This window comes from Plantactinospora mayteni (assembly GCF_016862935.1).
GTDB lineage: Bacteria > Actinomycetota > Actinomycetes > Mycobacteriales > Micromonosporaceae > Plantactinospora > Plantactinospora mayteni.
This window is the reverse complement of record NZ_BONX01000049.1, coordinates 101,447-124,829: the sequence shown is the minus strand read 5'-3', so window position 1 is coordinate 124,829 and position 23,383 is coordinate 101,447. Positions and strand designations below refer to the sequence as shown.

21 protein-coding genes and 1 riboswitch are annotated in these 23,383 nt (G+C 72.1%); of the genes, 17 read left to right on the top strand and 4 right to left on the bottom strand.

Annotated features, from left to right (window positions below):
- Positions 1-44 precede the first annotated feature (44 nt).
- The 4 genes from Pma05_RS32865 (at position 45) to Pma05_RS32850 (ending at position 3,342) form a co-directional block, all read left to right on the top strand.
- Positions 45-947: a tryptophan 2,3-dioxygenase gene (locus tag Pma05_RS32865; RefSeq protein WP_239313616.1), complete on the top strand. Its 903-nt coding sequence runs from the start codon at positions 45-47 to the stop codon at positions 945-947.
- Positions 948-1,137: 190 nt separating this feature from the next.
- A complete protein-coding gene (kynU, locus tag Pma05_RS32860) occupies positions 1,138-2,418 on the top strand; it encodes a kynureninase (RefSeq protein WP_203861387.1) in 1,281 nt (426 codons plus the stop codon).
- 197 nt (positions 2,419-2,615) lie between these two features.
- Complete coding sequence (gene ctaJ, locus Pma05_RS32855; protein ID WP_443678469.1) at positions 2,616-2,912, top strand: aa3-type cytochrome oxidase subunit CtaJ; 297 nt, start codon at positions 2,616-2,618, stop codon at positions 2,910-2,912.
- Positions 2,913-2,916: 4 nt separating this feature from the next.
- On the top strand, positions 2,917-3,342 hold the full coding sequence (locus Pma05_RS32850) for a DUF5130 family protein (protein ID WP_239313613.1): 426 nt from the start codon (positions 2,917-2,919) through the stop codon (positions 3,340-3,342).
- 421 nt (positions 3,343-3,763) lie between these two features.
- On the opposite strand, the gene pepN is transcribed toward Pma05_RS32850, so the two are convergent.
- The gene (pepN, locus tag Pma05_RS32845) at positions 3,764-6,316 is read right to left on the bottom strand and encodes an aminopeptidase N (RefSeq protein ID WP_203861430.1); all 2,553 of its coding nucleotides are present in this window, start codon (positions 6,314-6,316) and stop codon (positions 3,764-3,766) included.
- Positions 6,317-6,538: 222 nt separating this feature from the next.
- Here pepN and Pma05_RS32840 point away from each other — a divergent pair, with 222 nt between their 5' ends.
- The 3 genes from Pma05_RS32840 (at position 6,539) to Pma05_RS32830 (ending at position 9,163) form a co-directional block, all read left to right on the top strand.
- Positions 6,539-7,168: a mycothiol-dependent nitroreductase Rv2466c family protein gene (locus Pma05_RS32840; protein ID WP_203861385.1), complete on the top strand. Its 630-nt coding sequence runs from the start codon at positions 6,539-6,541 to the stop codon at positions 7,166-7,168.
- Positions 7,169-7,278: 110 nt separating this feature from the next.
- A complete protein-coding gene (locus Pma05_RS32835; RefSeq protein WP_203861384.1) occupies positions 7,279-8,553 on the top strand; it encodes a DUF1015 family protein in 1,275 nt (424 codons plus the stop codon).
- A gap of 136 nt (positions 8,554-8,689) precedes the next feature.
- Complete coding sequence (locus tag Pma05_RS32830) at positions 8,690-9,163, top strand: ribose-5-phosphate isomerase (protein WP_203861383.1); 474 nt, start codon at positions 8,690-8,692, stop codon at positions 9,161-9,163.
- A gap of 63 nt (positions 9,164-9,226) precedes the next feature.
- Here the strand turns inward: Pma05_RS32830 and Pma05_RS32825 are convergent, their stop codons facing one another.
- On the bottom strand, positions 9,227-9,538 hold the full coding sequence (locus tag Pma05_RS32825) for a hypothetical protein (RefSeq protein WP_203861382.1): 312 nt from the start codon (positions 9,536-9,538) through the stop codon (positions 9,227-9,229).
- A gap of 117 nt (positions 9,539-9,655) precedes the next feature.
- The gene (locus Pma05_RS32820) at positions 9,656-10,906 is read right to left on the bottom strand and encodes a GNAT family N-acetyltransferase (RefSeq protein ID WP_203861381.1); all 1,251 of its coding nucleotides are present in this window, start codon (positions 10,904-10,906) and stop codon (positions 9,656-9,658) included.
- A 107-nt stretch (positions 10,907-11,013) separates the two neighbouring features.
- Between Pma05_RS32820 and Pma05_RS32815 the strand changes: the two genes are divergently transcribed.
- Positions 11,014-11,559: a hypothetical protein gene (locus Pma05_RS32815; protein WP_203861380.1), complete on the top strand. Its 546-nt coding sequence runs from the start codon at positions 11,014-11,016 to the stop codon at positions 11,557-11,559.
- Between the two features lie 193 nt (positions 11,560-11,752).
- The gene (locus Pma05_RS32810) at positions 11,753-12,871 is read left to right on the top strand and encodes a glycosyltransferase family 2 protein (RefSeq protein ID WP_203861379.1); all 1,119 of its coding nucleotides are present in this window, start codon (positions 11,753-11,755) and stop codon (positions 12,869-12,871) included.
- Between the two features lie 45 nt (positions 12,872-12,916).
- Here Pma05_RS32810 and Pma05_RS32805 read toward each other — a convergent pair whose 3' ends face one another.
- Positions 12,917-13,627, bottom strand: coding sequence for a polysaccharide deacetylase family protein (locus tag Pma05_RS32805; RefSeq protein WP_203861378.1), 711 nt, complete (start codon positions 13,625-13,627; stop codon positions 12,917-12,919).
- 305 nt (positions 13,628-13,932) lie between these two features.
- Here Pma05_RS32805 and Pma05_RS32800 point away from each other — a divergent pair, with 305 nt between their 5' ends.
- The 8 genes from Pma05_RS32800 (at position 13,933) to Pma05_RS32765 (ending at position 23,377) form a co-directional block, all read left to right on the top strand.
- Positions 13,933-14,961, top strand: coding sequence for an SDR family oxidoreductase (locus Pma05_RS32800; protein ID WP_203861377.1), 1,029 nt, complete (start codon positions 13,933-13,935; stop codon positions 14,959-14,961).
- Positions 14,962-15,215: 254 nt separating this feature from the next.
- Positions 15,216-15,349, top strand: a riboswitch (cyclic di-AMP (ydaO/yuaA leader).
- 3 nt (positions 15,350-15,352) lie between these two features.
- On the top strand, positions 15,353-16,375 hold the full coding sequence (locus Pma05_RS32795; protein ID WP_203861376.1) for a coiled-coil domain-containing protein: 1,023 nt from the start codon (positions 15,353-15,355) through the stop codon (positions 16,373-16,375).
- A 368-nt stretch (positions 16,376-16,743) separates the two neighbouring features.
- Positions 16,744-17,712 (top strand): ABC transporter permease, encoded by a 969-nt coding sequence (locus Pma05_RS32790; protein ID WP_203861375.1) that lies wholly within the window; start codon positions 16,744-16,746, stop codon positions 17,710-17,712.
- An 89-nt stretch (positions 17,713-17,801) separates the two neighbouring features.
- Positions 17,802-18,749: an ABC transporter permease gene (locus Pma05_RS32785; protein ID WP_203861374.1), complete on the top strand. Its 948-nt coding sequence runs from the start codon at positions 17,802-17,804 to the stop codon at positions 18,747-18,749.
- Positions 18,749-19,840: an ABC transporter ATP-binding protein gene (locus Pma05_RS32780; RefSeq protein WP_203861373.1), complete on the top strand. Its 1,092-nt coding sequence runs from the start codon at positions 18,749-18,751 to the stop codon at positions 19,838-19,840. Before Pma05_RS32785 ends, Pma05_RS32780 begins: the two co-directional genes overlap by 1 nt.
- A complete protein-coding gene (locus Pma05_RS32775; protein WP_203861372.1) occupies positions 19,837-20,976 on the top strand; it encodes an oligopeptide/dipeptide ABC transporter ATP-binding protein in 1,140 nt (379 codons plus the stop codon). The genes Pma05_RS32780 and Pma05_RS32775 overlap by 4 nt, the downstream gene beginning before the upstream one ends.
- A gap of 5 nt (positions 20,977-20,981) precedes the next feature.
- The gene (locus Pma05_RS32770) at positions 20,982-21,806 is read left to right on the top strand and encodes a mycothiol-dependent nitroreductase Rv2466c family protein (protein WP_203861371.1); all 825 of its coding nucleotides are present in this window, start codon (positions 20,982-20,984) and stop codon (positions 21,804-21,806) included.
- The gene (locus Pma05_RS32765; protein WP_203861370.1) at positions 21,803-23,377 is read left to right on the top strand and encodes an ABC transporter substrate-binding protein; all 1,575 of its coding nucleotides are present in this window, start codon (positions 21,803-21,805) and stop codon (positions 23,375-23,377) included. The genes Pma05_RS32770 and Pma05_RS32765 overlap by 4 nt, the downstream gene beginning before the upstream one ends.
- The last annotated feature ends 6 nt before the right edge of the window (positions 23,378-23,383 follow it).

The following is a 23,383-nucleotide window of genomic DNA, read 5'->3' as shown; positions in this document are numbered from 1 at the left end:
GCGGAGAGATCATGACGGTAGCGCGTAACGGAACGGAGGCGACGGTGGAGAGTACCCAGCGGCAGCGGCGACCCGGCCGACCCCGGGTACGCCCGGCCAACGCCGCGCAGCGGGCCGCCCGGGCGGCGGCGAACGGTGGCGAGCCGACCCTGGAAGCGGCCGAACGGACGCCGTACGACGCGTACGTGCACGCGAGTACGCTGCACCGCCTCCAGCAGCCGCTGAGCCGGGATCCCGGCGAGATGTCGTTCCTGATGGTCAGCCAGATCATGGAGCTGTACTTCGGGCTGACCTGCTTCGAGCTGCGCGGGGCGCGGCAGCGGCTGCGCGCCGACGACCTCTGGGGCGCACTCGCCCCGCTGCACCGGGCCGCCCTGCACCTGGAGGGGCTGAACGCGGCCTGGCGCGGACTGCGCTGGATGACTCCGGCGGACTTCAACCGGTTCCGTAACCTGCTCGGCGAGGGCTCCGGGTTCCAGTCCGCGATGTACCGGCAGTTGGAGTTCCTGCTCGGGCTGAAGTCCGCCACCCTGGTCCGGCCGTTCCACCGGCAGCCGAAGGTGCACGCCGAACTGGTCGAGACGCTCCGGGCGCCGAGCCTCTGGGACGAGGTGACCGCCCTGCTGGCCCGCCGGGGCTTCGCGCTGCCGGACGCGCTGCTGCACCGGGACTTCTCCGCCGAGGCCGAGCCGAGCGCCGAGCTGACCGCCGCCTGGGTGGAGATCTACGCCGACACCGGGCCCGACAACCACCTGCGACAACTCGGTGAGACCCTGGTGGAGATCGTCGAGCAGTTCGACGACTGGCGCGCCCAGCACCTCAAGGCGGTACGCCGGACCATGGGCGCGAAGGTCGGCACCGGCGGCTCGGCCGGCGCGGCCTGGCTGCGCCGGAGCATGGCCCGGGAGGTCTTCCCCGAGCTGTGGGCCGCCCGCACGGACATGTAACGCCGGAGATGGAGTGCGCGCCGTCACCGCCCTGGCGTGTGCCGGACTGCGAGCGACAGCGGCGGGACCGCCCCGGGGTGTGCCAAGGTGCGAGCGACAGCGGCGGGACCGCCCCGGGGCGCCGACGGTGAGCGACAGCGGAGTACCGCCCCGGGCGTGCCGGGGCGAGCGACAGAGGAGTGACGAGCGGATGACCAGCCTGGAGCAGGAGGCGGCGGCCCGGCGCCGCGACGAGGCCGAACCCGGCCACCGGCACCTGTTCCACGTGCCGCCGGCCGAGGGCGGCCGGTACGCCGAGAGCGCCTACCTGGTCGGCAACTCGCTCGGGCTGCAACCCCGGGCCGCCCGGGCCGACCTCGACGCCGAGCTGGAGACCTGGGCCACCCGTGGCGTCTCCGGCCACTTCTCCGGCGACCGGCCCTGGGTGCCGTCGTACCGATCACTGACCGGGCCGAGCGCGTCGCTGGTCGGCGCCCTGCCGGCCGAGACCGTGGTGATGAACTCGCTGACGGTCAACCTGCACCTGCTGATGGTCTCGTTCTACCGGCCGACGGCCGGCCGCGACCGGATCGTGATCGAGGACACCGCGTTCCCGTCCGACAGCTACGCGGTGCGCAGCCAGGCCCGGCACCACGGGCTGGACCCGGACGAGGCCGTGGTCCGGCTGCGCCCCCGCCCCGGCGAGGAGACCCTGCGTACCGAGGACGTGCTCGACTACCTCGACCGGGAGGGGCAGCGGGTGGCGCTGGTCCTGCTCGGCGGGGTCAACTACCTGACCGGCGAGCTGATGGAGATCCCGGAGATCACCGAGGCGGGGCACCGGGCCGGCGCCCTGGTCGGCTGGGACCTGGCGCACGCGGTCGGCAACGTGCCGCTGGCACTGCACGACTGGGACGTGGACTTCGCCGCCTGGTGCACCTACAAATACCTGAACTCGGGTCCGGGGGCGCTGGCCGGGGCCTTCGTGCACGAACGGCACCTCGGCGACCCGACGGTGGACCGGTTCGAGGGCTGGTGGGGTACTGACGAGGCGACCCGGTTCGAGATGGCCCCGGTCTCCCGGCCACCGGCCACCGTGGAGGGCTGGCTGATCTCCAACCCGCCGGTGCTGGCGATGGCCCCGATGCGCAGCGCCCTGGCCATCTTCGCGCAGGTCGGGATGCCCGCACTGCGGGACCGCAGCGAGCGGTTGACCGGCTTCCTCGAAGAACTGCTCGACCAGGTCATCCCGGGCCGGCCGCTCACCGTGCTCACCCCGCGCGATCCGGCCCGGCGCGGCTGCCAGCTCTCCGTCCGGATCGGCCGGGGCGGGGCCGCCGCGCTGACCGAGCGGCTGTCCCAGGAGTACGGGGTACTCGTCGACGACCGGGAGCCGGACGTGATCCGGCTGGCCCCGGTGCCGCTCTACTCGACGTACCACGACTGCTGGCGGGCGGCCGAGGCGCTGTCCCGACTGGTCGACAAGAGCTGACCTGGCCCGTCCCCCGGGGCGCCGGCCGGACCCCGGGCGACCGGAAGCCGGCCGGCGCGGGGCCGGATCGGCACCCCGAGATCTGGTGGTCAGCGGTTTCCGATACCGTGAACGGCGACCGGGTCGGTCGGGTGGACAAGATCGTCACCTGCTCCGGCCGGGCACGATGATCCCGTTTTCGCGTGGGGGCGTTGAGGTTGTCTGTTTCCGACACGTTGCTGGTCTTCGTTGCCATCCCGGCCGCCGCGGTGCTCGTGATCACCGTGCTGGCCCGGGCCGGCAAGAGCGGCCGTAACGCCCGGCGGTACCGCCCGGGGCGGCCGTTCGAGTTCACGCCGGTCTGGTTCCTCTCCTCGCCCGAGCACCTGAGCGAGTCCGCCCGGACCGCGCTGCCGGCCGGCGCCGAGGCCCGGGCGTTGACCAGCGGCGAGATCGAGACCATCAGCGCGCCGAAGCGCGCGGGCGTGACGGGGGGCGCAAGTGACCGCTGGTAAGAGCGTGGCGACGGCCGAACGGCCCGAGGCCGAGGTCGGGCCGAGCGCCACCGCCCGGCCGAACGTTCTCGACGGTCCGTTCACCACCCGACAGCTCCTCCGGATCGACGAGGCGCTGCGGATCGCAGACGAGTCCACCGGTCTGGTCTTCACCGTCTACGTCGGTCCGCTGACCGAACCCGTACGCGAGCACGCGCAGCGGCTGCACCTGGAGCTGGCCGACCCGGCCCGCGCCGTACTGGTCGCAGTGTCGCCCAACCAGCGGGTGCTGGAGGTCGTCACCGGTGCCGAGGCGCGTAAGCGGATCCCGGACCGGGACGCCAAGCTCGCCGCGCTCTCCATGGTGGCCGCCTTCGGTGGCGGCGACCTGACCGGCGGCGTCGTCAGCGGCCTCGACCAGCTCGCCACCCGGGCCGGTCGGAACGCCTGACCGTCGCACTCGTCCGGCCGGCGCCCCGCCCCGAGCGGGCCTCCGGTGCCGGTCAGGGCAGCATGACTGGTCAGGACAGCCAGGTGCCGGGGGCGACCTGGACCGGGAAGGGCAGCTCGACCAGCTCCGTACCGGTCGGCGGCACGGAGCGGTGCAGCTCGTAGTGGCCGGCGGGGGCGCGCAGATAGAGGTGCGCGACCGGGCCCCGCTCGGCCCGTTCGATCCGCCAGTACGACTCGATGCCGGCCGGTGGGTCGGAACCGCTGGGACCGAACTCGCGCTCGGCACCGCCTGGCCCGAGTTCGGCGAATGGAGCGCCGGGCTGCCCGCTGGCCGGTACCCGGATCGTTTCCGGACGTGACGACGGCGCCGGACGTCGGATCGGATCCGGCGCCCGGCGGCGGTCAGTTCGGTGGTGAGGTCAGGCCGGCGACGCGGCGTCCTTGGCCCGGGCCTTCAGCGCCCGTACCACTCCGTCCCGGCCCTCGGCGACCAGCCGGCGCAGCGGTGCCGGATGCCCCGGCTCGGCCAGCCAGGCGTCGGTCATCCGGATGGTCTCCTCGGTGATCTGGTAGGCCGGGTAGGCCAGCATGACGAACTCCTGTGCCGGCTCGCTGTCCCGCCTCTTCCAGATCTGGGCGACGACCTGGAAGAACGGCTCGGCGTACGGGGCGGTCAGCTCGACCTGCGCCGGATGCTGGAAGCCCTGGAGCAGTGCCCGGTGCTGCCAGTTCGGCAGCGCCTCGTCCCCGGTCAGGGTGCGCCACACCGTCGCCTTGTTCTCGGCGGTGGGGACCAGCGCGTGCGCGAGCGCGGCCTCCCGCTCGCCGTTCGACGTCCGGTCCGCGGCCAGCTCGGAGTCGATCTCGGCGCGCTCCGCCGCGCCACCCGCGACCAGGGCCCGCAGGATCGTCCAGCGCAGCTCGGTGTCGACGGTCAGCCCGTCCGGTACCTCCACGCCGTCCAGCCAGCCGCGGAGCACGGCCAGCTCGTCCTCGCTGCGGGCCGCCGAGGCGTAGGTCCGGGCCCAGGCCAGTTGCAGGCCGCTACCCGGCTCGGCGGCGCGCAGTGCGGTCGCCGCGGTACGGGCGAACTGCGCCCAACCGGTCGGCGCCCACTCCGGCGCGGCGTACGAGGTGAGGGTGGCGGAGACCTGCCGCAGCGTAGCGGTGACCAGGTTGATGTCGGTCTCGGCGGGCAGCCCGGCCAGCGCCAGCGCCACGTAGTCCCGGGCGGCCAGCTCGGCGTCCCGGACCATGTCCCAGGCGGCGGCCCAGCACAGCGCCCGGGCCAGGGACGACTCGAAGGCGGCGATGTGCCCCACGACCGTCGCCATCGACCGCTCGTCCAACCGGAGCTTGGCGTAGGTCAGGTCGTCGTCGTTGAGCAGCAGCACGTCCGGCGCCGCCACCCCGGCGAGCTGGGGCAGCTCGGTACGCTCGCCGGCCACGTCGACCTCGATCCGGTCCCGCCGGACCAGCCGGTCGCCGCGCAGGTCGTAGAGGCCCACCCCGATCCGGTGCGTACGCAGTGTCGGGTGTTCGCTCGGCGCCTCCTGCCGGACCACCACCGACTCGTACGTCCCGTCCGGGCCGATCGACACCTCCGGGCGGAGCGTGTTGACCTGCGAGGTCTCCAGCCACTCGGCGGCGAACTTGCGCAGTTCCCGGCCGGAGGCCGCCTCCAGCTCGGTGAGCAGGTCGTCGAAGGTGGCGTTGCTCCAGGCGTACTTGCCGAAGTAGCTGCGCAGGCCCTCGCGGAACGGCGCCTCCCCGACGTACGCGACGAGCTGCTTGAGCACACTGGCGCCCTTGGCGTACGTGATGCCGTCGAAGTTGACCTCGACGGCCTCCAGGTCCGGCATCTCGCAGTAGACCGGGTGGGTGGAGGAGAGCTGGTCCTGCCGGTAGCCCCAGTTCTTGCGGATGGAGAGGAAGGTCGTCCAGGCGTCGACGAACCGGGTGGCGTTGGTGTTGGCCCAGTGGCTGGCCCACTCGGCGAACGACTCGTTCAGCCACAGGTCGTTCCACCAGCGCATCGTGACCAGGTCGCCGAACCACATGTGGGCCAGCTCGTGCAGGATCGTGTTGGCCCGCTGCTCGTACTCGAAGTCGGTCTCCTGGGACCGGAACAGGTAGTGCGCCTCGGCGTGAGTGACGCAGCCGAAGTTCTCCATCGCGCCGGCGTTGAAGTCCGGCACCCACACCTGGTCGTATTTGGGCAGCGGATAGCGGACGCCGAACTGCTGGTGGAAGAAGTCGAAGCCCTGGGTGGTGATCAGGTTCAGCTCGTCCGAGTCGAGGTGCGGCGCCATGCTGGTCCGGCAGAAGTAGCCGAGGTCGACACCGTCGTGGGTGTATCGCACCTCGTGGTAAGGGCCGGCGCAGAGCGCGGTGATGTAGGTGCTCATCCGGGCCGACTCGACGAAGTGGATCGTCTTGGCCTCGGCGCCGGCCGGCTCCTCGCCGTCGACCGGCATGTTGGAGATGACCCGCCAGTGCGCCGGCACGGTCGCGTGCCAGGTGAAGACACTCTTCAGGTCCGGCTGGTCGAAGCAGGCGAAGACCCGCTGCGCGTCGGCGGTCTCGAACTGGCTGTAGAGATAGGTCTCGCCGTCCACCGGGTCGACGCTGCGGTGCAGCCCCTGGCCGCTGGAGGAGTAGAGGAAGTCGGCATCCACGACCAGGGTGTTCTCGGCGGCCAGACCGGTCAGGGTCAGCCCGTCCTCGGCGGACCAGCCGGAGAGGTCGACCGGGGTGCCGTTCAGCGTCGCGGCGCGTACCGAATCGGCGGCCAGTTCGATGAAGGTGGCGGCACCCGGCTCGGCGCACCGGAACCGGACCTCGGTCGTCGAACGGAAGGTGCGGACCTCCGCGCCCAGCCCGGCGGACGACAGGTCCAGGCGGATGTCATAGCCGGTGACGTCAAGCAGGCGCCCCCGCTCCGTCGCCTCGACCTGGGTCAGGTTACGCACTCCTGGCACGTGAATCTCCATCCGGTCTTTCCCGCTGGCTGTCCCCGTCGACAGCGTCGAGCCATCCCCACGGCTCGACATCGAGTGTTTCATGCCGGTGGGAATGGCACTGGTGCTCCAGGTCACGGTCTCATCCCGCTGTCGATGTCGGCCCACACGGGTGAAGATCTGTAACGGTGTCGCCGATTCCGGCCTACCCGTGACGACGAAGGGAGTCGCGCCGTGTCCGAGCGCGCATCCGTGGACATGTTCTTCGACCCGATCTGCCCCTGGGCCTGGATCACCTCCCGCTGGCTGCTGGAGGTGGAGAAGGTCCGCGCCGTCGACATCCGGTTCCGGGTGATGAGCCTCTCGGTACTCAACGAGGGCCGGGAGAACCTGCCCGAGCGGTACCGGGAGGGGCTGAAGACCGGCTGGGGCCCGGTGCGGATCTGCATCGCGGTCGAGCAGCAGCACGGCTCCGAGGCGGTCGCCAAGCTCTACACCGCACTCGGCAACCGGATCCACCTCGGCAAGGAGGACCGGGGCCCCGAGCTGTACCGGGCGGCGCTGGCCGACGTCGGGCTGGACCCGGCGCTGGCCGAGGCCGCCGACTCGACCGAGTACGACGAGGCGCTGCGGGCCAGCCACGACGCCGGGATGAAGCCGGTCGGCCAGGAGGTCGGCACACCGGTGATCCACGCTCCCGGCCCGGTGCCGGGGGAGACCATCGCGTTCTTCGGCCCGGTGATCACGCCGGCCCCCAAGGGCGAGGCGGCCGGCCGGCTCTGGGACGGCGTACTCCTGGTCGCCGGCATCCCCGGCTTCTACGAGCTGAAGCGGACCCGTACCGAGTCGCCGAGCTTCGACTGAAGCCACCCTGGCGGCCCCGGCCGGGACCCACCGGCCCGGGCCGCCCACGGGGTGGAAACGGTCGGGGTATCCGTACGCCGGGTCCGGCGCCGCCGGTAGCGTTTCGGCACATGACGGTCGTGCATCCGATCACCCGCGCCTGGGTCACCACTGGCGGCACCGGCGCCCAGAACTACGACGAGTTCGCCGACGACGCCGAGATCACGGCGATCATCCGGGACAACCCATCCAGCGCACTCGCGATCGAGATGCCGCACCGGGCGCCGGAGAGCCTCGGGCGGTCCTTCACCGACGCGCTGCCCGACGCGGTCACCCGGTTGGCCCAGGCCCGGGCCGACGGCAGCTACACCCCGGCCGAGCAGGTCGTGGTGCTCTACCGGATCACCGCGCCGGGCGACGAACCCGGGTACGGGATGTTCGCCATGGTCGACACCGACCAGATCTCCACCAGCGCCGACGAGCCCGGGCTGGTGATCCGGAACGAGGACGTCTTCATCGCCAAGGTACGGGAGCGGGTGGCACTGGCCGAGGCGACCGGCCATCTCCTCTCGCCGGTGCTGCTGCTCCAGACCGGCAACCGGGCCGGGGCCGAGGGCGGCGCCGAGGGTGACCCGGGGCGGAACGCCGGCGAGGCGCTGCACCGGGCACTGGCCGAGGCTACCGACACGGCCGGTGCGCCCGCCGCCACCGACACCGACCAGGCGGGGCGTACCCACGCGATCTGGCTGCTCGGGCCGGGGCCGCGCCAGGACGACCTGCTGGCGCTGGCCGGCGCCGGGGAACTGGTCGTCGCGGACGGCAACCACCGGAGCCTGGCCGCGCAGATCGGTGAGCTGCCCCGGTTCCTCGCGGTGATCACCACCCCCGGCTCGGTGGCGATCCAGCCCTACAACCGGCTGGTCAGCGAACTGACCAGCACCCCGGCCGAGCTGCTCGACCGGCTGCGCGCGGCCGGCGCCCAGGTCGAGCCGGTGGCCGGTCCGGCGACGGTGCCGGACTCCGGCGGCACGATCCAGCTCTACACGGCCGGCACGACCTACGCGGTCACGCTCACGCTCCCCGCCGGTTCCGACGGTGTGGAGAACCTGGACCACGCGCTCGTCGAGCGGGTGCTGCTGCGGGACGCGCTCGGGCTCGACCCCGGCGACAAGCGGATCACGTACGTCGGTGGCGACTACCCGGCCCGATGGCTGGTCGGCGAGGTCGACGCGGGCCGGGCGGAGCTGGCGATCCTGATCGCCCCGGTGACCGTACGGGACTTCGTCGCGGTCAACCTGGCCCGGCAGAAGATGCCCCGGAAGAGCACCTGGTTCACCCCGAAGGCCCGGGCCGGCCTGGTCCTGGCCGAACTCGGCCGGGACACGACGGAGACGCCGCGCGGCTGACGGCGCGGGTGGTCGGGCGCTCGGAGGACGTTCCGGGCGCCCGGATGGCCATCCCGGACCGGATCACGTTGTGATCTGTTCGGCTGTCGCCGTGCCTGCCAACAGGTGGCCGCGCCGGGCTGACAGACTGCGCGGTATGCGCGTCTATCTGGGATCCGACCATGCCGGCTACGAACTGAAGGTGCACCTGGCCAACCACTTGGCCAAGCAGGGCTACGAACTGGTGGACGTCGGCCCGTTCCTCTTCGACCCGGACGACGACTATCCGGTGTACTGCCTGCACACCGGAGCCCGAGCGGTGGCCGACCCGGGCGGCCTGGGCGTGGTGATCGGCGGCTCGGGCAACGGCGAGCAGATCGCCGCCAACAAGGTGACCGGGGTACGCGCGGCTCTCGCCTGGAACGTCGAGACCGCCCAGCTCGCCCGGGAGCACAACAATGCGAACGTGGTCGCGATCGGTGCCCGCCAGCACACCCTGGACGAGGCGACGGCGATCGTGGAGGCGTTCCTCAGTACGCCGTTCTCCGGCAACGAGCGGCACGCGCGGCGGATCGGACAGGTCGCCGAGTACGAGCGCTCCGGCGCGCTGCCGGCGCTGCCGACGCCGTAGCGGGGACGAGCCGCCCGCCCCGCGCTGGTCGGCGGCGGGCGCTCAGCGGTCGGCGGCGGGCGCTCAGCGGGCGCCGCGCGGCAGCTCGTCCCGGGGTACCCAGTTGCGCCGGACCAGCACCAGCCGTTCGGCCGCCTCGGCGAGGTCGGCCTCGGTCGGCCGGGCCGCGTCCCGGGCCCGCATCGCCGCCCCGACACTCACCTGGGAGGCGCCCGAGCCGATCAGTCCGCGCAGGCCACGTTCCGCGTCCCGGTCGTCCCCGGCCCCCGGCCCGGTACCGGAGTCGCCGCCGCGACGACCCTCCCCGGACTGGCCGCCACTGCCGCCCGACGGGTCGTGCCGCAGCCTCCGCCGTCGACGCTCCGGATCGGTCATGCCGTCTCCTCGCTCCGCCGGTCGATGTCATGACCTGCGGGCCTGGGCCGGCCGAGTCCGTCGCTCCGCTCGGTCATGTGCCCGACCCTACCGGCCGGTGGCGTGTCGGTGCGGGGCTCAGAAGCTCGCCAGGCCGGCGGGTGCCCGGTGCCAGCCGAACGCGGCGGAGGTCCGGGTCAGCACGTCGGGGCGGACCTCCCGGACCCGCCCGGCCCCGGCCAGCGCGGCGAGGGACGGGCCGCCGAGATAGGCGGCGGCGAGATCGCGTACGTCGCAGGCCAGGTCGGCCGGGGCGTCGGTCCGGGTACAGTGCGCCGTGCCGGCGTCGGCGGTCAGCCGCCACCGTCCCGCGTTCTCCGGCAGGAGCGGGTCGGTGACCTCCAGTACGACGTCGACGCCGATCGGGTATCTGCGGGCCGCCAACGCCGCCGGCAGGTCCACGATCCGGACCCAGAGCCCGTGGTCGAGCTGGGCACCGAGCTGGCGTACCTCGTCGAGCAGGTGTTGCACCGGCTCGTCGGGAGCGGCGTGGCCGTACCGGACGTTCCGGGTCAGGTCGATGCCGAGCAGGAACCGCCACAGCGCGGCGTACGCCGCCGGACCGGTGGCCACCAGCTCGTCGAGGAGTACCGTGCCCCGGGGCCCCCGGTCGTCCCAGTCGGGCCGGGTCCGCCACAGCGCGTAGCCGACCGGCCCGTCCGCGGTCTCGGCGAGTACGGCCTGCCGGGCCGTCGCGTCCGATCGCTGGACGGGACCGTCGAGCAGGACATACCGCCACCACGGGTCGGTACGGCTGGACCAGCCCGGCCGGTCGGGGCGGAGCCGGTCCCAGAGAGCGGCGAGCGTGGGTTGCAGCGCGACCGGGTCGCCGGTGCGGAGCGTGATCGCCGGCCCGGTACCGTCCGGCTCGGCCAGGCGCAGCCCGGCGGTCTGCACGTCCAGGCGCCACCGTGGCGCCGCCAGGCCGTAGCCGAACCGGGGATAGATCTGCCCCTCGCTGGCCCAGAGCACTGCGATCGGCTCCCGACCGGCGGCCAGGACGTCCTGCAACTGCCGCCGCATCAGCCGGCTGAGCAGCCCCTGCCGCCGATGGGTGGCCGCCACCGCGACCCCGGTCACGTGCGCGGCCGGTACGACCGCACCCGGCACGGTCAGTTCCCGGGTGAAGGCCGCCGCGTGCGCCACCACGGCGTCCCCGGAGCGGAGCAGCAACGATCGCTCGGGTTCGGTGATGGCCCGGCCCGCCTCCGCCTCGGCCTCGTCCGGCGGGGCGTGGAAGACGGTGTTCAGCAGCGCGGCGATGCCGGCCCGGTCGGTCGGGGTGCCGACCTCGATCGGTGACTCTGATCCGAGCGTCGTGGCGGTCATCGACTCTGTCTAGTCGATCGACGCTGGCTCGGCGAGGTGTTTGCCGGCTGGCTACCCTCGGAACTGGGACGGGCTCCGGGCCCGAGCCGATGGGGAGGACAGGACAGATGGCAGACCAGACGCAGCCGTGGGCCGAGCGGACCGTCGAGATGCCGCCCGGTGCGGAGGGGCCGGGGATGCCGCCGGGCCCCGAGGGCTTCCGGCGGGGCGTGGCCCAGGTCGGGGTGCCACGGCAGCGTACCGAGCCGGAGGCGCCGCACGAGCCGACCGGTACCGGGTGGCCGGTGCCGGAGCAGGAGCGGCAGCAGCTTCCGCCGGGCTACCACTGGCGGCAACTGCGCATCGGACGGCACTGGAGCATGCTGGGCGGCCTCTTCGCCTTCGTCTGCTGGGGGATCTGGGCGATTTCGGCCCGGGGCGACCTGACCAGTCCGGTGGTCACCTTCGTGCTGACCCTCTTGGTCGCGGTCGGCCTCTTCGCGCTGGCCCGGCTGGTCGGCCGGGTGGTCTGGGAGCGTCAGCTCGGCCGGATCCGCCGCAGTGCCCGGGGCGCGCACCTGGTCACCGGGATCTTCCTGGCCGGGGTCGGGGTGGCGTACCTGCGCCAGACCGAGTGGGTGGTCGACCTGTGGACCTGGGTGGCAGGGCTCTGAGCGGGCCGCGTACCCGGTCGGACGGGCCGGGGTCGGCCGGTCGGGACGGGCGGTCGGGACGGGCGGTCGATCCGGACAGGTGTTGATCGAACCGACAAATCACAATTTGGTCACTCGATAGTTACTGAGCGCGTGGCGCCCGATTACTCGGCGCTACTATTCGGTCTCCGTCCTCCACCGGAGGTTGTCCACGGTGACCCTGCTCAGCGTGATAGTCCCGGTCTACCAGGTGCGGGCGTACCTGGCGGACTGCCTGGACTCCATTCTCGACACGTCCTTCCGCGACCTCGAACTGCTGGCGGTGGACGACGGTTCCAGCGACGGCAGCGCGGCGATCCTGGCCGAGTACGCCGAACGCGACTCCCGGCTGGTGGTGGTCACCCTCGACCACAACCAGGGGCTCGGGGCGGCCCGCAACACCGGCCTGTCCCGGGCCACCGGCGAGTACGTCTGGTTCGTCGACGGCGACGACTGGCTGCCCGAGGGGACCCTCACCGCCGTCGCCGAGCGGCTGACCCGGACCCGGCCGGACCTGCTGGTCACCGCGTACACCCGGTACTACCCCAACGGTGGGACCCGGCACCTGGCGCTCTCCCAGGTCGGTGCCGGGAGCCCGGTGCCGGAGACGTTCACCCTGAAGGAGCGGCCGGCCCTGCTGTCGGTGCTGCACATCACCTGCAACAAGGTGATCCGGCGCCGGTTCCTGCTCGACCTCGGCCTCACCTTCGGCCCCGGCTGGTACGAGGACGTCTCGTTCAGCTTCCCGCTGATGCTCGCCGCCGAGCGGATCACCCTGCTGGACCGGTGCTGTTACGCGTACCGGCAGCGCCCGGAGGGGGCGATCACCGCCACGACGAGCGAGCGGCACTTCGAGGTCTTCGCGCACTGGGACCTGGTCCTGGCTGGGCTGGACGCCGACCCGGCGGTGCCGGCCGAGCTGCGTCACCGGATCTTCCAGCGGATGATCTGGCACCTGTTGCAGGTGCTCGGCCATCCCCGACGGGTGCCGCCGGGCCGCCGCCGCGAATTCTTCGCCGAGATCGTCACCAGGTATCGGGCACACCTGCCGCCGGCCGGCTACCAGCCACCGGGCGGCGCGGCCGGGCTCAAGCACCGGCTGGTCGGTCGCGGAGCGTACGGGCTGTTCACCGCGCTCCAGGCCGCTCGGCGGGCGCACGTCGGCGTGGTGACCCGGGTCCGGCACCCGCGCTCCGGCGCGTGGCCGGCGGCCGGTACCGCCTCGACAGCGCCGGTCGTACCCGGCAGCCGCACCGAGGCGGTACCCGGCGAGTTGACCGACCGCTTGGGCTGAGCCCGCCGACCGGGAGGGTGGGATCGCGGCCTGCGCGCCGCCGGATCAGCCGTGCTCGCCGAGTGGGCCGACCTGCCAGCCCTGGCGGAGGCACTCCTCCAGCAGGTACGGCAGTGCGGCGAGGCTGGCCCGCCAGGCACCCGGCGCGGAGGTGCAGTCGGAGTCGTGCAGCAGCACCGTGCCGCCGCCGGCCAGCCCGCCGCGCAGCGTGTCGAGTACCGAGGAGCGGGTTGCCGACCGGGTCCAGTCCCGCCCCCAGCAGGTCCAGAGCACCGGGGTCAGGTCCAGTCGGCGCGCGGCCATCAGGGCGGCGGCGCTGAACACCCCGTACGGCGGCCGGAAGAACCGGGGTACCCGCCCGGTCACCGCGCCGATCAGCTCGCGGGTCCGGGCCAGGTCGCGGTAGGTCGCGTGCGGGCCGCGGAGCAGCAGGTTCTGGTGCGCCCAGCCGTGCACCGCCACCTCGTGCCCGGCGGCGGCGAGGTCCAGGCCGAGTTCCGGTGCGCGGGCCAGCATCGAGCCGAGCAGGAAGAACGTCGCGCGGGTCCGGTGCGCGGCCAGGGTCTCGACGAAGAGCGGGGTGGAGGCCGGGTCGGGACCGTCGTCGAAGGTGAGCGCGACGTGTCCCGGGGAGCCGCGTCCGCTCAGCCGGGGGAAGAACCGCAGCCGTACCCCCGGCAGCACCGTCAGGGCCGGCACCACCTGGGCGGCCAGCGCGGCACCGACGGTCGTCGCCGGTACCGCGCGTCCGCGCATTCGTTCCTCCACCCGCCGCACCATCGCGGACGCGGATACCCGCGCGGCCGTCGTTCATCCTCACCCGGACGGGTGGCCCGGGCCGGTTGCTCCGGTCTTCCGGGTCTTCCGGGTCTTCCGGGTCTTCCGGGTCTTCCGGGTCTTCCGGGTCTTCTTCCGACGTCTTCCGGGTCTTCCGCGCTCCGTGCCGCGTCGGTGAGAAGACCGTCGCCCGGCTGTCCGGCACCGGATCGTCCCCGAGTTTGTCGTGCCGGCGGCCGGGTAGCCGGCGCGCGGCGACCGGGGGAGGTTCGGGAGGGAGCGGGATGCGCGGGCGACCTGCGGCGCGGGTGGCGGTGATCACCGGGGCGAGTGCCGGGGTGGGTCGGGCGACGGCCCGGCTGCTGGCCCGCCGGGGGATGCGGCTCGCCCTGCTGGCCCGGGGCGGGACCGGCCTGCGGGGCGCTGCCGAGGACGTCCGCGCCGCCGGGGGCGTGGCGCTGCCGATCGAGACCGACGTGGCGGACCACCGCCAGGTGGAGGCGGCGGCGGACCGGGCGACCAGCGAGCTCGGACCGATCGACCTGTGGGTCAACAACGCCATGACCTCGGTGTTCGCGCCCTTCGAGGAGATCGGACCGGAGGAGTTCCGGCGGGTCACCGAGGTCTGCTATCTCGGGTACGTCTACGGCACCCGCGCCGCGCTCGACCGGATGCGCCCGCGTGGTACCGGCACGATCGTGCAGGTCGGGTCGGCGCTGGCGTACCGGTCGATCCCGCTCCAGTCCGCGTACTGCGGCGCGAAGCACGCGATCGTCGGCTTCACCGAGGCGCTCCGCTGTGAACTGCTGCACGACCGGAGCCCGGTCCGGGTGACCATGGTGCACCTGCCGGCGCTGAACACCCCGCAGTTCGGCTGGGTGCTGTCCCGGCTGCGCAACCGCGCCCGACCGGTACCACCGATCTACCAGCCGGAGGTGGCGGCCCGGGCCGTCGCGTACGCGGCCGACCGGCCGGGTCGGCGGGAGTACTGGGTCGGTGTCTCGACGGTCGGCACCATCCTCGGCAACCGCTGCCTGCCCGGGCTGCTCGACCGCTATCTGGCCCGGACCGGGTACTCCAGCCAGCAGACGGAGCGGCCGGCACAGCGGAGTCGACCGGCCAACCTCTGGCACCCGGTCGACGACGGCACCGGCGCCGACCCGGGCGTACGCGGGCCGTTCGACACGCCGTACCGGACCAGGAGTCCGCAACTCTGGCTGTCCCGGTACCGGGGCGCGGTGACGGTCGGTCTGCTCTCGGCCGGTACGGTCGCCGGTGTGCTCTTCGGCACAGAGCCGTGGCGCCGTCGGTAGCCGGAGAATCACCGACCGATCAACCTGGACACGTTTCCGCACGTCGAGCGGGTGGGAACGCGCTTGGTAAATAGCCGACAGCAGCTAGTGGATAATGGGCGGGCAGGCATGCCCTTCGATGCGTCCGACAAGCTGTGATTACTGATTGTTGTTGTCTGGCAACGCCTTTACCTATGCGCGGGCCTTGCCATTCCGGAAGTGAAACCGGGTATGCTGTCTGCCGTTCATAGCCGCCGGATACCGCGTGGTACCGGCGCTGATCGCCGCCTAATCGCCGCATGGCGAGCCGGGGACCCACGCACCCCTGGGGTGAATCCGCGAGAGCGGTAGGGACCACTTCCATCCCGAACCCGTCAGCTAACCCGGTCGGCGGCCGACGGAAGGGATACATGTGAGGGCACCCCTACGCCGAAGACTGGCGACTGCCCTGGCACTGCTCACCGCCGCAGCAGTGGTCGCGGCCCCGTCGGAGGCGTCGGCGGCGCCAGCGCCGAAACCGGCGCCTCAGGAGGAGGCCGACTCACCGGTACTCGGGGACGTGCTTGCCAGCGCCGGCAAGCGGCTCGCCGAGGCGAAGGCCGAACGCACCAAGTCCCAGCGGCGGCAGCAGCAGCTCGGCAACCAGTTGAAGCAGGCGGAGGCCAAGCTGGCGGCGCTCACCCCGGAGGCGAGCGAGATCGCGGCCGAGTCCTACCGCAGCGGCAAGCTCAGCGCCATCTCGATGCTGCTGAGCAACAACTCGTCCGACTCCGCGGCCAGTTCGTTCATGGATCGGGCCTCGGCGCTCAACGAGCTGAACCTCTTCAACAACAGCAAGATCCGGGCCCTCAACGCGGCGCGGGACGAGGTCGGCGCGGCCAAGAAGGCGATCGACGAGGAGGTCGCCAAGCAGGCCGCGCAAGAGAAGATCATCAAGAAGCAGCAGTCGGACGCGGCAAAGGCGCTGGCCCTGGTGGGCGGCAACTCGCGTCCGGACAAGGGCCTGGTGGCGGCCACCTCGCCGGTCGCCCGGCCCGGGCCGGGGATGGCGGACGGCTTCCCCGGGCTGCCGTGCAACAAGAACGACCCGACCACCGGCGGCTGCATCACCGCCCGGACGCTGCACATGTACAACGAGGTGCGCCGGGCGGGCTTCAAGAGGTTCGTCGGCTGCTTCCGGTCCGGTGGGCCGTTCGAGCACCCGAAGGGCCGCGCCTGTGACTGGTCGCTGCGCAGTTCCGGGTTCAGCCGGGCCGCCAACGACGACCAGATGAAGTACGGCAACGACCTGGCCGCGTTCCTGATCCGCAACGCGGACAAGCTCGGCATCCTCTACGTGATCTGGTACAAGGAGATCTGGTTCCCGGACGAGGGCTGGAGTTCCTACAGCGGTCCGAGCGACCACACCGACCACGTGCACGTCTCGATGCTGTAGCCCGCGCCGAACGCGACCGCCCCGCCACCCGCCTGCCCGGGTGACGGGGCGGTCGCGTTTGTGTGCGCGGCCGCGGGGCTGAGTGGCTGTGGGTACGAGTGCGTTACCACCAGATGGCGGACCGGCGACCCCCGGTCCGTTTGTGATGTTGTTACGAAACGGCCACGAAACGTTCTGACATGCAGAACCAAGAGAGGGGGGCGTTGCTACGAGCGGAATCGAATTGTAGCGTCCGGCTAAGCCTCGGGCCGGGGTTCCCGGCCGACGGGCGGATCCCGGACGGGTCGGACGAGCACGTGACGACCCCATAGGGCAAGGGAGTCCAGGATGCTCAGCCGGCCTCGTCGATCGTCCGAAGGAACACCGCGATGCTCCGGGTGATCGGCGCCCGGCTGCTCCAGATGCTGGTCGTCGTCCTCTGCGTGACCGCGCTCGGCTTCGGCCTGGTCAACATCCTCCAGGGCAACGTCGTCTACGCGATCCTCGGCGACTTCTACACCCCGGAGGCCGCCGCCGAACTCACCGCGCAGTTGCGGCTGGACGACCCGCTCTACGTCCGCTACCTGGACTGGCTCGCCGCGGCGGTGCAGGGCGACTTCGGTACCTCGGTCATCACCCACCAGCGGGTCAGCGAGGCGATCTGGCTGGCTCTGCCGCCGACCGTCGAGCTGCTGATCGGCGCGCAGCTCGTCGGCATCACGCTGGCCCTGCTCACCACCCTGCTCTCGCTGCGGTTCCGCTGGGCCGACCGGTTCGTCACCGTACTCGGGCTGATCGGGAATTCGGTGCCGGCGTTCGTGGTGGCCCTGATGCTGATCGTGGTCTTCGCGACCAGTCTGCGGATGGTCAGCTCGATCGGCTGGGTCGACCCGGCCACCGGAGGCTGGGGCGCCAACCTCAAGGCGATGATCATCCCGTCGGTCGCGCTGGGGGTGTCGGTCTTCCCCGAGTACATGCGGGTGCTGCGCGGCGAGATCTACGAACAGTTGGAGAACGAGGAGTACGTCACCCTCGCCCGGATGAAGGGCCTGTCGAAGACCCGGGTCCTGGTACTGCACGTGGCCCGCAACTCGGTCGGCGGGCTGATCACGCTGATCGCGCTCACCACCGGGTTCCTGCTCTCCGGCGTGGTCATCGTCGAGGAGGTCTTCTCGATCCCCGGCATCGGCCGGCTGGTGCTCGGTGCCATCAACAACCGCGACGCCACCCTGCTCCAGGGCGCGATCGTGCTGATCGCGGTCGGTGTGGTGGTGGCGAACCTGGTCGGCGAGCTGGTCCAGATGCGACTCGACCCCCGGGTACGCCCCGGCGCCCGCCGCCGTGCCCGGACCGGCTGAGCCGATGACCGGAGCAGCGGTGCACGGCGGTGTCATTCAGCACGGCCGCGTGGAACAGGTGGAGACGAGGGCGAGGGAGAGGCGAACCGATGACTGTTGACGTACCCCAGCGGCCCGCACCCGGGCCGGCGCCGGACGCGGCGGTCGCGGTCCCCGCCGTCGACGAGGCGTGGATCGCGGCTCCCCGCCGGGACCGGCACCTCGCCCGGCTGGCGCGGCTCGGCCGGGCGCTCCGGGCCCCGGCGGTAGGCATCCCGGCGGCGGTATTCCTGCTGGTGGTGCTGGCCTGCTTCGCCGGCCCGGCGCTGCTGGGCCTGCCGTCGCCGGTCACCGGCGACCTGGCCGACGCGATGGCCCCGATGGGCTCGTCCGGGCACCTGCTCGGCACCAACGAACTCGGCAACGACGTGCTCTCCCGACTGCTGCACGGCGGCCGGGTGTCGATCGTCGTCGGTCTCGGCGCCACCGCGATCAGCCTGGTCGCGGGCGCGCTGCTCGGGGTGACGGCCGGCTTCTTCGGCGGCTTCTACGAGACGTTCGTGATGCGGCTCTTCGACACCCTGCTCGCCTTCCCCGGGCTGATCCTGGCGCTGGTGATCGCCGACTACCTCGGCCCGAGCCTGACCAACACCACGCTGGCGATCAGCCTCTTCGGGGTCTCCCGGTTCGGCCGGCTGGCCTGGTCGCAGACCCTGACCGTGCGGCACCGGGACTTCGTCACCGCCCCGCGCAGCGACGGTGCCGCCGCCCACCGGGTGATCTTCGGACACATCCTGCCGAACGTGCTGCCCCCGCTGCTGGGCTTCGCCCTCTTCACCATCGGCACCGCGATGATGATCGAGGCCGGGCTGAGCTATCTCGGGCTCGGCGTACCGGAGCCGGAACCCACCTGGGGCAACCTGATCGCCTCCGGCGACGCGTACCTGAGCAGTGATCCCCGGCTGGTCGTGCTGCCCAGCATGGCGCTCTTCGTCACCGTCCTGTCCCTGAACCTGGTCGCGGACGGGCTCCGCGGTCGGCTGACCGAGGAGCGCTGATGACGGAGAACGGCACCGTCCGGGCCCCGGCGGCCACCCCGGTGGTCGAGGTCGACGACCTGACCGTACGGGTGCGGCGCGGCTCGACCCTGCTGACCCTGGTCGACGGGCTCTCCTATCGGGTGGCTCCGGCCCGGTCACTGGCGATCGTCGGCGAGTCCGGCGCGGGCAAGTCGATCGGCATCCGGGCGGTACTCGGGCTGCTCGACCCGCGCCGCTTCGAGGTCACCGGCACCGTACGCCTGGACGGCGTCGACCTGGCCACCCTGCCGAAGGCGCGGCGGCGCGGCTTCGTGACCGGCGTCGCGTCGCTGGTGTTCCAGGACCCGACCCGGTCGCTGAACCCGACGATGCGGGTCGGGCCGCAGATCGCCGAGGCGATGCTCGCCGGGTCGGGCCGGCCGGACGAGGCGGCCGGTGAGCCGCCGCTGGGCCGGGCGGAGGCACGCCGCCGCAGCGTGGAGCTGATGCGGGACGTCGGGATCGCCGCACCGGAGGAGCGCTACTTCGGCTATCCGCACGAACTCTCCGGCGGGATGCGGCAGCGGATCGTCATCGCCATCGCGCTGGCCTGCCGACCGAAGGTGATCTTCTGTGACGAGCCCACGTCCTCGCTGGACGTGACCACCCAGGCGGCCATCATGGACCTGCTGGACGGGCTGCGCGAATCCCGGTCGATCGGCACGGTCGTGGTCACCCACGATCTCGCGCTCGCCGCCTCCCGGGCCGAACAGGTACTGGTGATGTACGGCGGGCAGGCCGTCGAGACCCTGCCGGCCAAGGGCATCGCGCGGGCGTCCCTGATGCCGTACACCCAGGCGCTGGTCCGGGCGGTGCCGGACGTCGGTACCCCGGGCCGCCCGCCCCGGCCGATCGAGGGACTGCCGCCGGATCCGCGTACGCCACCGCCGGGCTGCGCCTTCGCGCCCCGGTGCGGGCACGTACGGGACGACTGTGCCGAGCGGCGCCCGCCCCTGGTCGAACTGTCGACCGGTCACTCCGTCCGCTGCTGGCACCCGGTGGCGGTGACCGGGCAGGAGCCTGCGGCGGCGGACCCGGCGTCGACCCGGCAACCGGAGGTGACCAGATGACCATCGAGCCGACCGTGCTGGACTGCGTCGACGTGGTGCAGGAGTTCAGGGTGAAGGGGCGGCGGCCGTTCCGTCGGGCCACCGTGTCGGCGGTCGCCGGGGTGAGCTTCACGATCGCCCGGGGCGAGACCTTCGCCCTGGTCGGCGAGACCGGCTCCGGCAAGTCCACACTGGCTCGTACGGTGATCGGCGCACCCGGCCCGGTCAGCGGCCGGGTCACCGTCAGCGGCCGTACGGTGGGCCGGCGGCGTCGGCCGGAGCGGGGCGGGCGGCGTACCGGCGGCGTGCAGATGGTCTTCCAGGACCCGTTCTCGGCGCTCGATCCACGCTGGACGGTGGAGCGGAGCGTGACCGAGCCGCTGGTCACCGCCGGGGTCCGCTCGGTGTCGGAGCGGCGTCGCCGGGTTGCCGAGATCCTGCACCTGGTCGGCCTGAGCGCCAGCCGGTTCGCCGGCCGGCGACCCCGGGAACTCTCCGGCGGCCAGGCCCAGCGAGTGGCCATCGCCCGGGCCCTGGTCTCCCGGCCGGACCTGGTGATCCTGGACGAGCCGGTGACCGCGCTCGACGTGTCGGTGCAGGCCCAGGTGCTCAACCTGCTCTTCGAGCTGAAGCGCCGGCTGTCGCTGACCTGCCTGCTGATCGCGCACGACCTCGCCGTGGTGCGTACCCTCGCGGACCGGACCGGGATCATGTATCTCGGCCGGCTCTGCGAGACGGCGCCGACGGACGAGCTGTTCGCCCACCCGGCCCACCCGTACACTGCCGCGCTGCTGTCGGCGATCCCGCCGGCGCTGGACGCCGAGACGGTCCGGGAGCGGATCCCGGTGGTCGGCGAGCAGCCCTCGCCGCTGCGGCCACCCTCCGGCTGCCGGTTCCGCACCCGCTGCGTCTACGCCCGGCCGACCTGCGCCGAGTCGGTGCCGGAGCTGCGCGAGATCGCCCCGGGACACCGGGTCGCCTGTCACTTCCCCCTCACCGGCGCCCCACCGGCCGCCGCCGTCTCAGCCGGCTCTGACCCGTCGGCCGGCTCCGACCCGTCGGCCGGTTCCGCGTCGGCGGCCGGTTCCGCAGCGGCGGTCGCCGCTGGTCAGGGCGCCGTACCCACTCATCGAACCGCTGCCGGAGAACAAGGGTGATCTCTGTGGAATCCGTGAAGATATATTTCGACCCCCGGTGTCCGTGGTGCTATCTCACCAGCAAGTGGGCCTGGCGACTGGCCGAGCTGGGTGAGGTCGAGCTGGACTGGGGCCTGTTCTGCCTGGAGATCCTGAATCTCCCCGAGGGCGCCGACCCGCTCGAACTGGAGGCGATCTCCGGTCCGGCGCTGCGCTGTGCGGTGGCGATCCGGGAGAAGGCCGGCTCGAAGGCGATCGGTCCGTTCTACCGCGCGCTGGCCCGGCGTACCTGGGAATCCCGGCCGCCCGCGCCGGACCTGGTGGTGGCGGTCCGGGAGTCGGTGGTCGAGGCCGGCTTCGACGCCGAACTCTTCGACGCCGCGCTGGCCGACCCGCAGACCTGGGCGGCGGTGGTCGCGGAACACCAGGCGCTGATCGACCGGGCCCGCAGCATCGGGGTACCCACCATCGCGCTGGACGGCGGCGACGGACCGATGATCTTCGGCCCGGTACTCAACCGGATGCCGAGCGACGAGGAGGCGGTCGAACTCTGGCGGCACGTCTCCTGGCTGGTGCGGTACGACAACTTCTCCGAACTCAAGCGCGGCCGGCTCGGCCCGCCCACGCTGCCGGCGGTCTTCTTCGACGACGGCGCCCGGACCCCGTGGTGGCCGTGGGGCCAGCGCCCCTGGGCCGCCCCCGAACCCGCCCCGGAGCCGGGAAAGCAGCAGCCGGAAACCACGACGGCAACCACAACGGAGACGACGGCAACCACAACGGGGACGACGGCAACCACAACGGGGACGACGGCAACAGCGACGGGGACCGAACAGAACGGAGCGGGAAGATGAGACGGCGGAACGTACTCCTCCGACTGGCCCTGGTCGCGAGCGTCGGCCTGGCTGCGTCGGCCTGCGGCGACTCCGGTGGCGGCGATGGCGCCGGTGGTGCCGGGGCGAACGGCCGGATCACGGTCGGCGGCTACAACTACAAGACCCTGGACCCGGGCGGCACCGGTTACATCAGCAAGTCGGTGCCGATCTCGCTGGACGTCTACGGCTCGCTCTTCGACCCGCCGACGGCCAAGGGCGGCGACTTCGTGCCCGACCTGGCCACCGGCTACAAGTACAGCGACGACCTGAAGACGCTCACCATCGAGTTGCGCCAGGGGGTGACGTTCTCCGACGGTACGCCGTTCGACGCCGAGGCGGTGGTCTACAACTTCGAGCGGTACAAGCAGGCGGAGTCGCCGAACGCGCAGTACTTCAGGCAAATGTCCTCGGTCACCGCGAGCGGCGAGCACCAGGTCACGATGACCTTCACCGAGCCGACCGCCACGATGGTCGCCTTCCTGACGTACACCCCGGCGACGCTGATCGGCTCGCCGACCGCGCACAAGAAGGCGGGGCAGCAGCAGTTCGGGCTGAAGCCGGTCGGGGCCGGGCCGTTCGAGATCGTCAGCCACAAGCCCGGCGAGGAGCTGGTACTCAAGCCGTTCGAGAAGTACTGGGACCGGGCCAACGTGCACCTGGCCGAGGTCAAGTTCATCAACACCAGCCCGGAGGCGCAGGTCTCCTACCAGCACGTCGCCTCCGGCTCGATCGACAGCGTGCAGGTCAGCGGGGTCTCCACCCCGCCGAACGTGCTGGACGACGCCAAGGCGAACCAGAAGATCGCCACCATCGCGGGCGAGAACACCCTCTACGCCTTCCTGCCGATCAACACCTTCAAGCCGCCGTTCAACCGGCCTGAGGCGCGGCAGGCGATCAACTACTGCACCGACCGGGACTCGATCGCCACAAACGTGCAGCGCGGCTGGGTCACTCCGGCGTACGTGCTGGCCGGCGCGGACAGCCTCTACTACCCGGATGGCGGGGTGGACGGCGCGAAGGCGCAGTTCCCGTACCCGTTCGACCCGGTCAAGGGCAAGGCGCTGGTCGACCAGCTCGGCGGGCTGGAGTTCGACCTGCTCAACATCGGCGGCCACTCGCAGGTGATCTCGAACGCGCTGGCCCAGCAGTGGCAGCAGTGCGGGATCAAGGCGCAGGTCAAGGCGGTGCAGGGCCCGCAGCTCAGCGAGGCGTACTCGGACGGCACCTACCAGATGGCGTACGCCTTCAGCGGCGGCATCGACGACCCGCAGTTCTACACCTCGTTCCAGTCGCCGAACACCCCCCAGGGCAAGCACGGCTTCGCCCGGGAGCACCCCGAGGTCCCCGAGCTGATCCAGTCGGCGAACCGGACCGTCGACCCGGAGGTCCGGAGGACCACCTGGCGCAAGGTCTGGACCTCGATGAACGACCTGGCGGTGGACATCCCGATCATCAGCGGGCCGAACTACACCTTCCAGAACAAGTGCCTGGCCGACGTGGATTTCGCGGCGGTCGGCGCGCAGTTCAAGAGCGCCCGGCTGACCTGCTAGGAGACG

Coding starts and splice junctions, on each gene's coding strand:
- Pma05_RS32800 (WP_203861377.1), top strand. CDS start 13,933: ATGCGCGGGCGACCTGCGGCGCGGGTGGCGGTGATCACCGGGGCGAGT.
- Pma05_RS32835 (WP_203861384.1), top strand. CDS start 7,279: ATGACGGTCGTGCATCCGATCACCCGCGCCTGGGTCACCACTGGCGGC.
- kynU (WP_203861387.1), top strand. CDS start 1,138: ATGACCAGCCTGGAGCAGGAGGCGGCGGCCCGGCGCCGCGACGAGGCC.
- Pma05_RS32815 (WP_203861380.1), top strand. CDS start 11,014: ATGGCAGACCAGACGCAGCCGTGGGCCGAGCGGACCGTCGAGATGCCG.
- Pma05_RS32780 (WP_203861373.1), top strand. CDS start 18,749: ATGACGGAGAACGGCACCGTCCGGGCCCCGGCGGCCACCCCGGTGGTC.
- Pma05_RS32825 (WP_203861382.1), bottom strand. CDS start 9,538: ATGACCGATCCGGAGCGTCGACGGCGGAGGCTGCGGCACGACCCGTCG.
- Pma05_RS32820 (WP_203861381.1), bottom strand. CDS start 10,906: ATGACCGCCACGACGCTCGGATCAGAGTCACCGATCGAGGTCGGCACC.
- Pma05_RS32830 (WP_203861383.1), top strand. CDS start 8,690: ATGCGCGTCTATCTGGGATCCGACCATGCCGGCTACGAACTGAAGGTG.
- Pma05_RS32805 (WP_203861378.1), bottom strand. CDS start 13,627: ATGCGCGGACGCGCGGTACCGGCGACGACCGTCGGTGCCGCGCTGGCC.
- Pma05_RS32775 (WP_203861372.1), top strand. CDS start 19,837: ATGACCATCGAGCCGACCGTGCTGGACTGCGTCGACGTGGTGCAGGAG.
- Pma05_RS32765 (WP_203861370.1), top strand. CDS start 21,803: ATGAGACGGCGGAACGTACTCCTCCGACTGGCCCTGGTCGCGAGCGTC.
- Pma05_RS32790 (WP_203861375.1), top strand. CDS start 16,744: ATGCTCCGGGTGATCGGCGCCCGGCTGCTCCAGATGCTGGTCGTCGTC.
- Pma05_RS32785 (WP_203861374.1), top strand. CDS start 17,802: ATGACTGTTGACGTACCCCAGCGGCCCGCACCCGGGCCGGCGCCGGAC.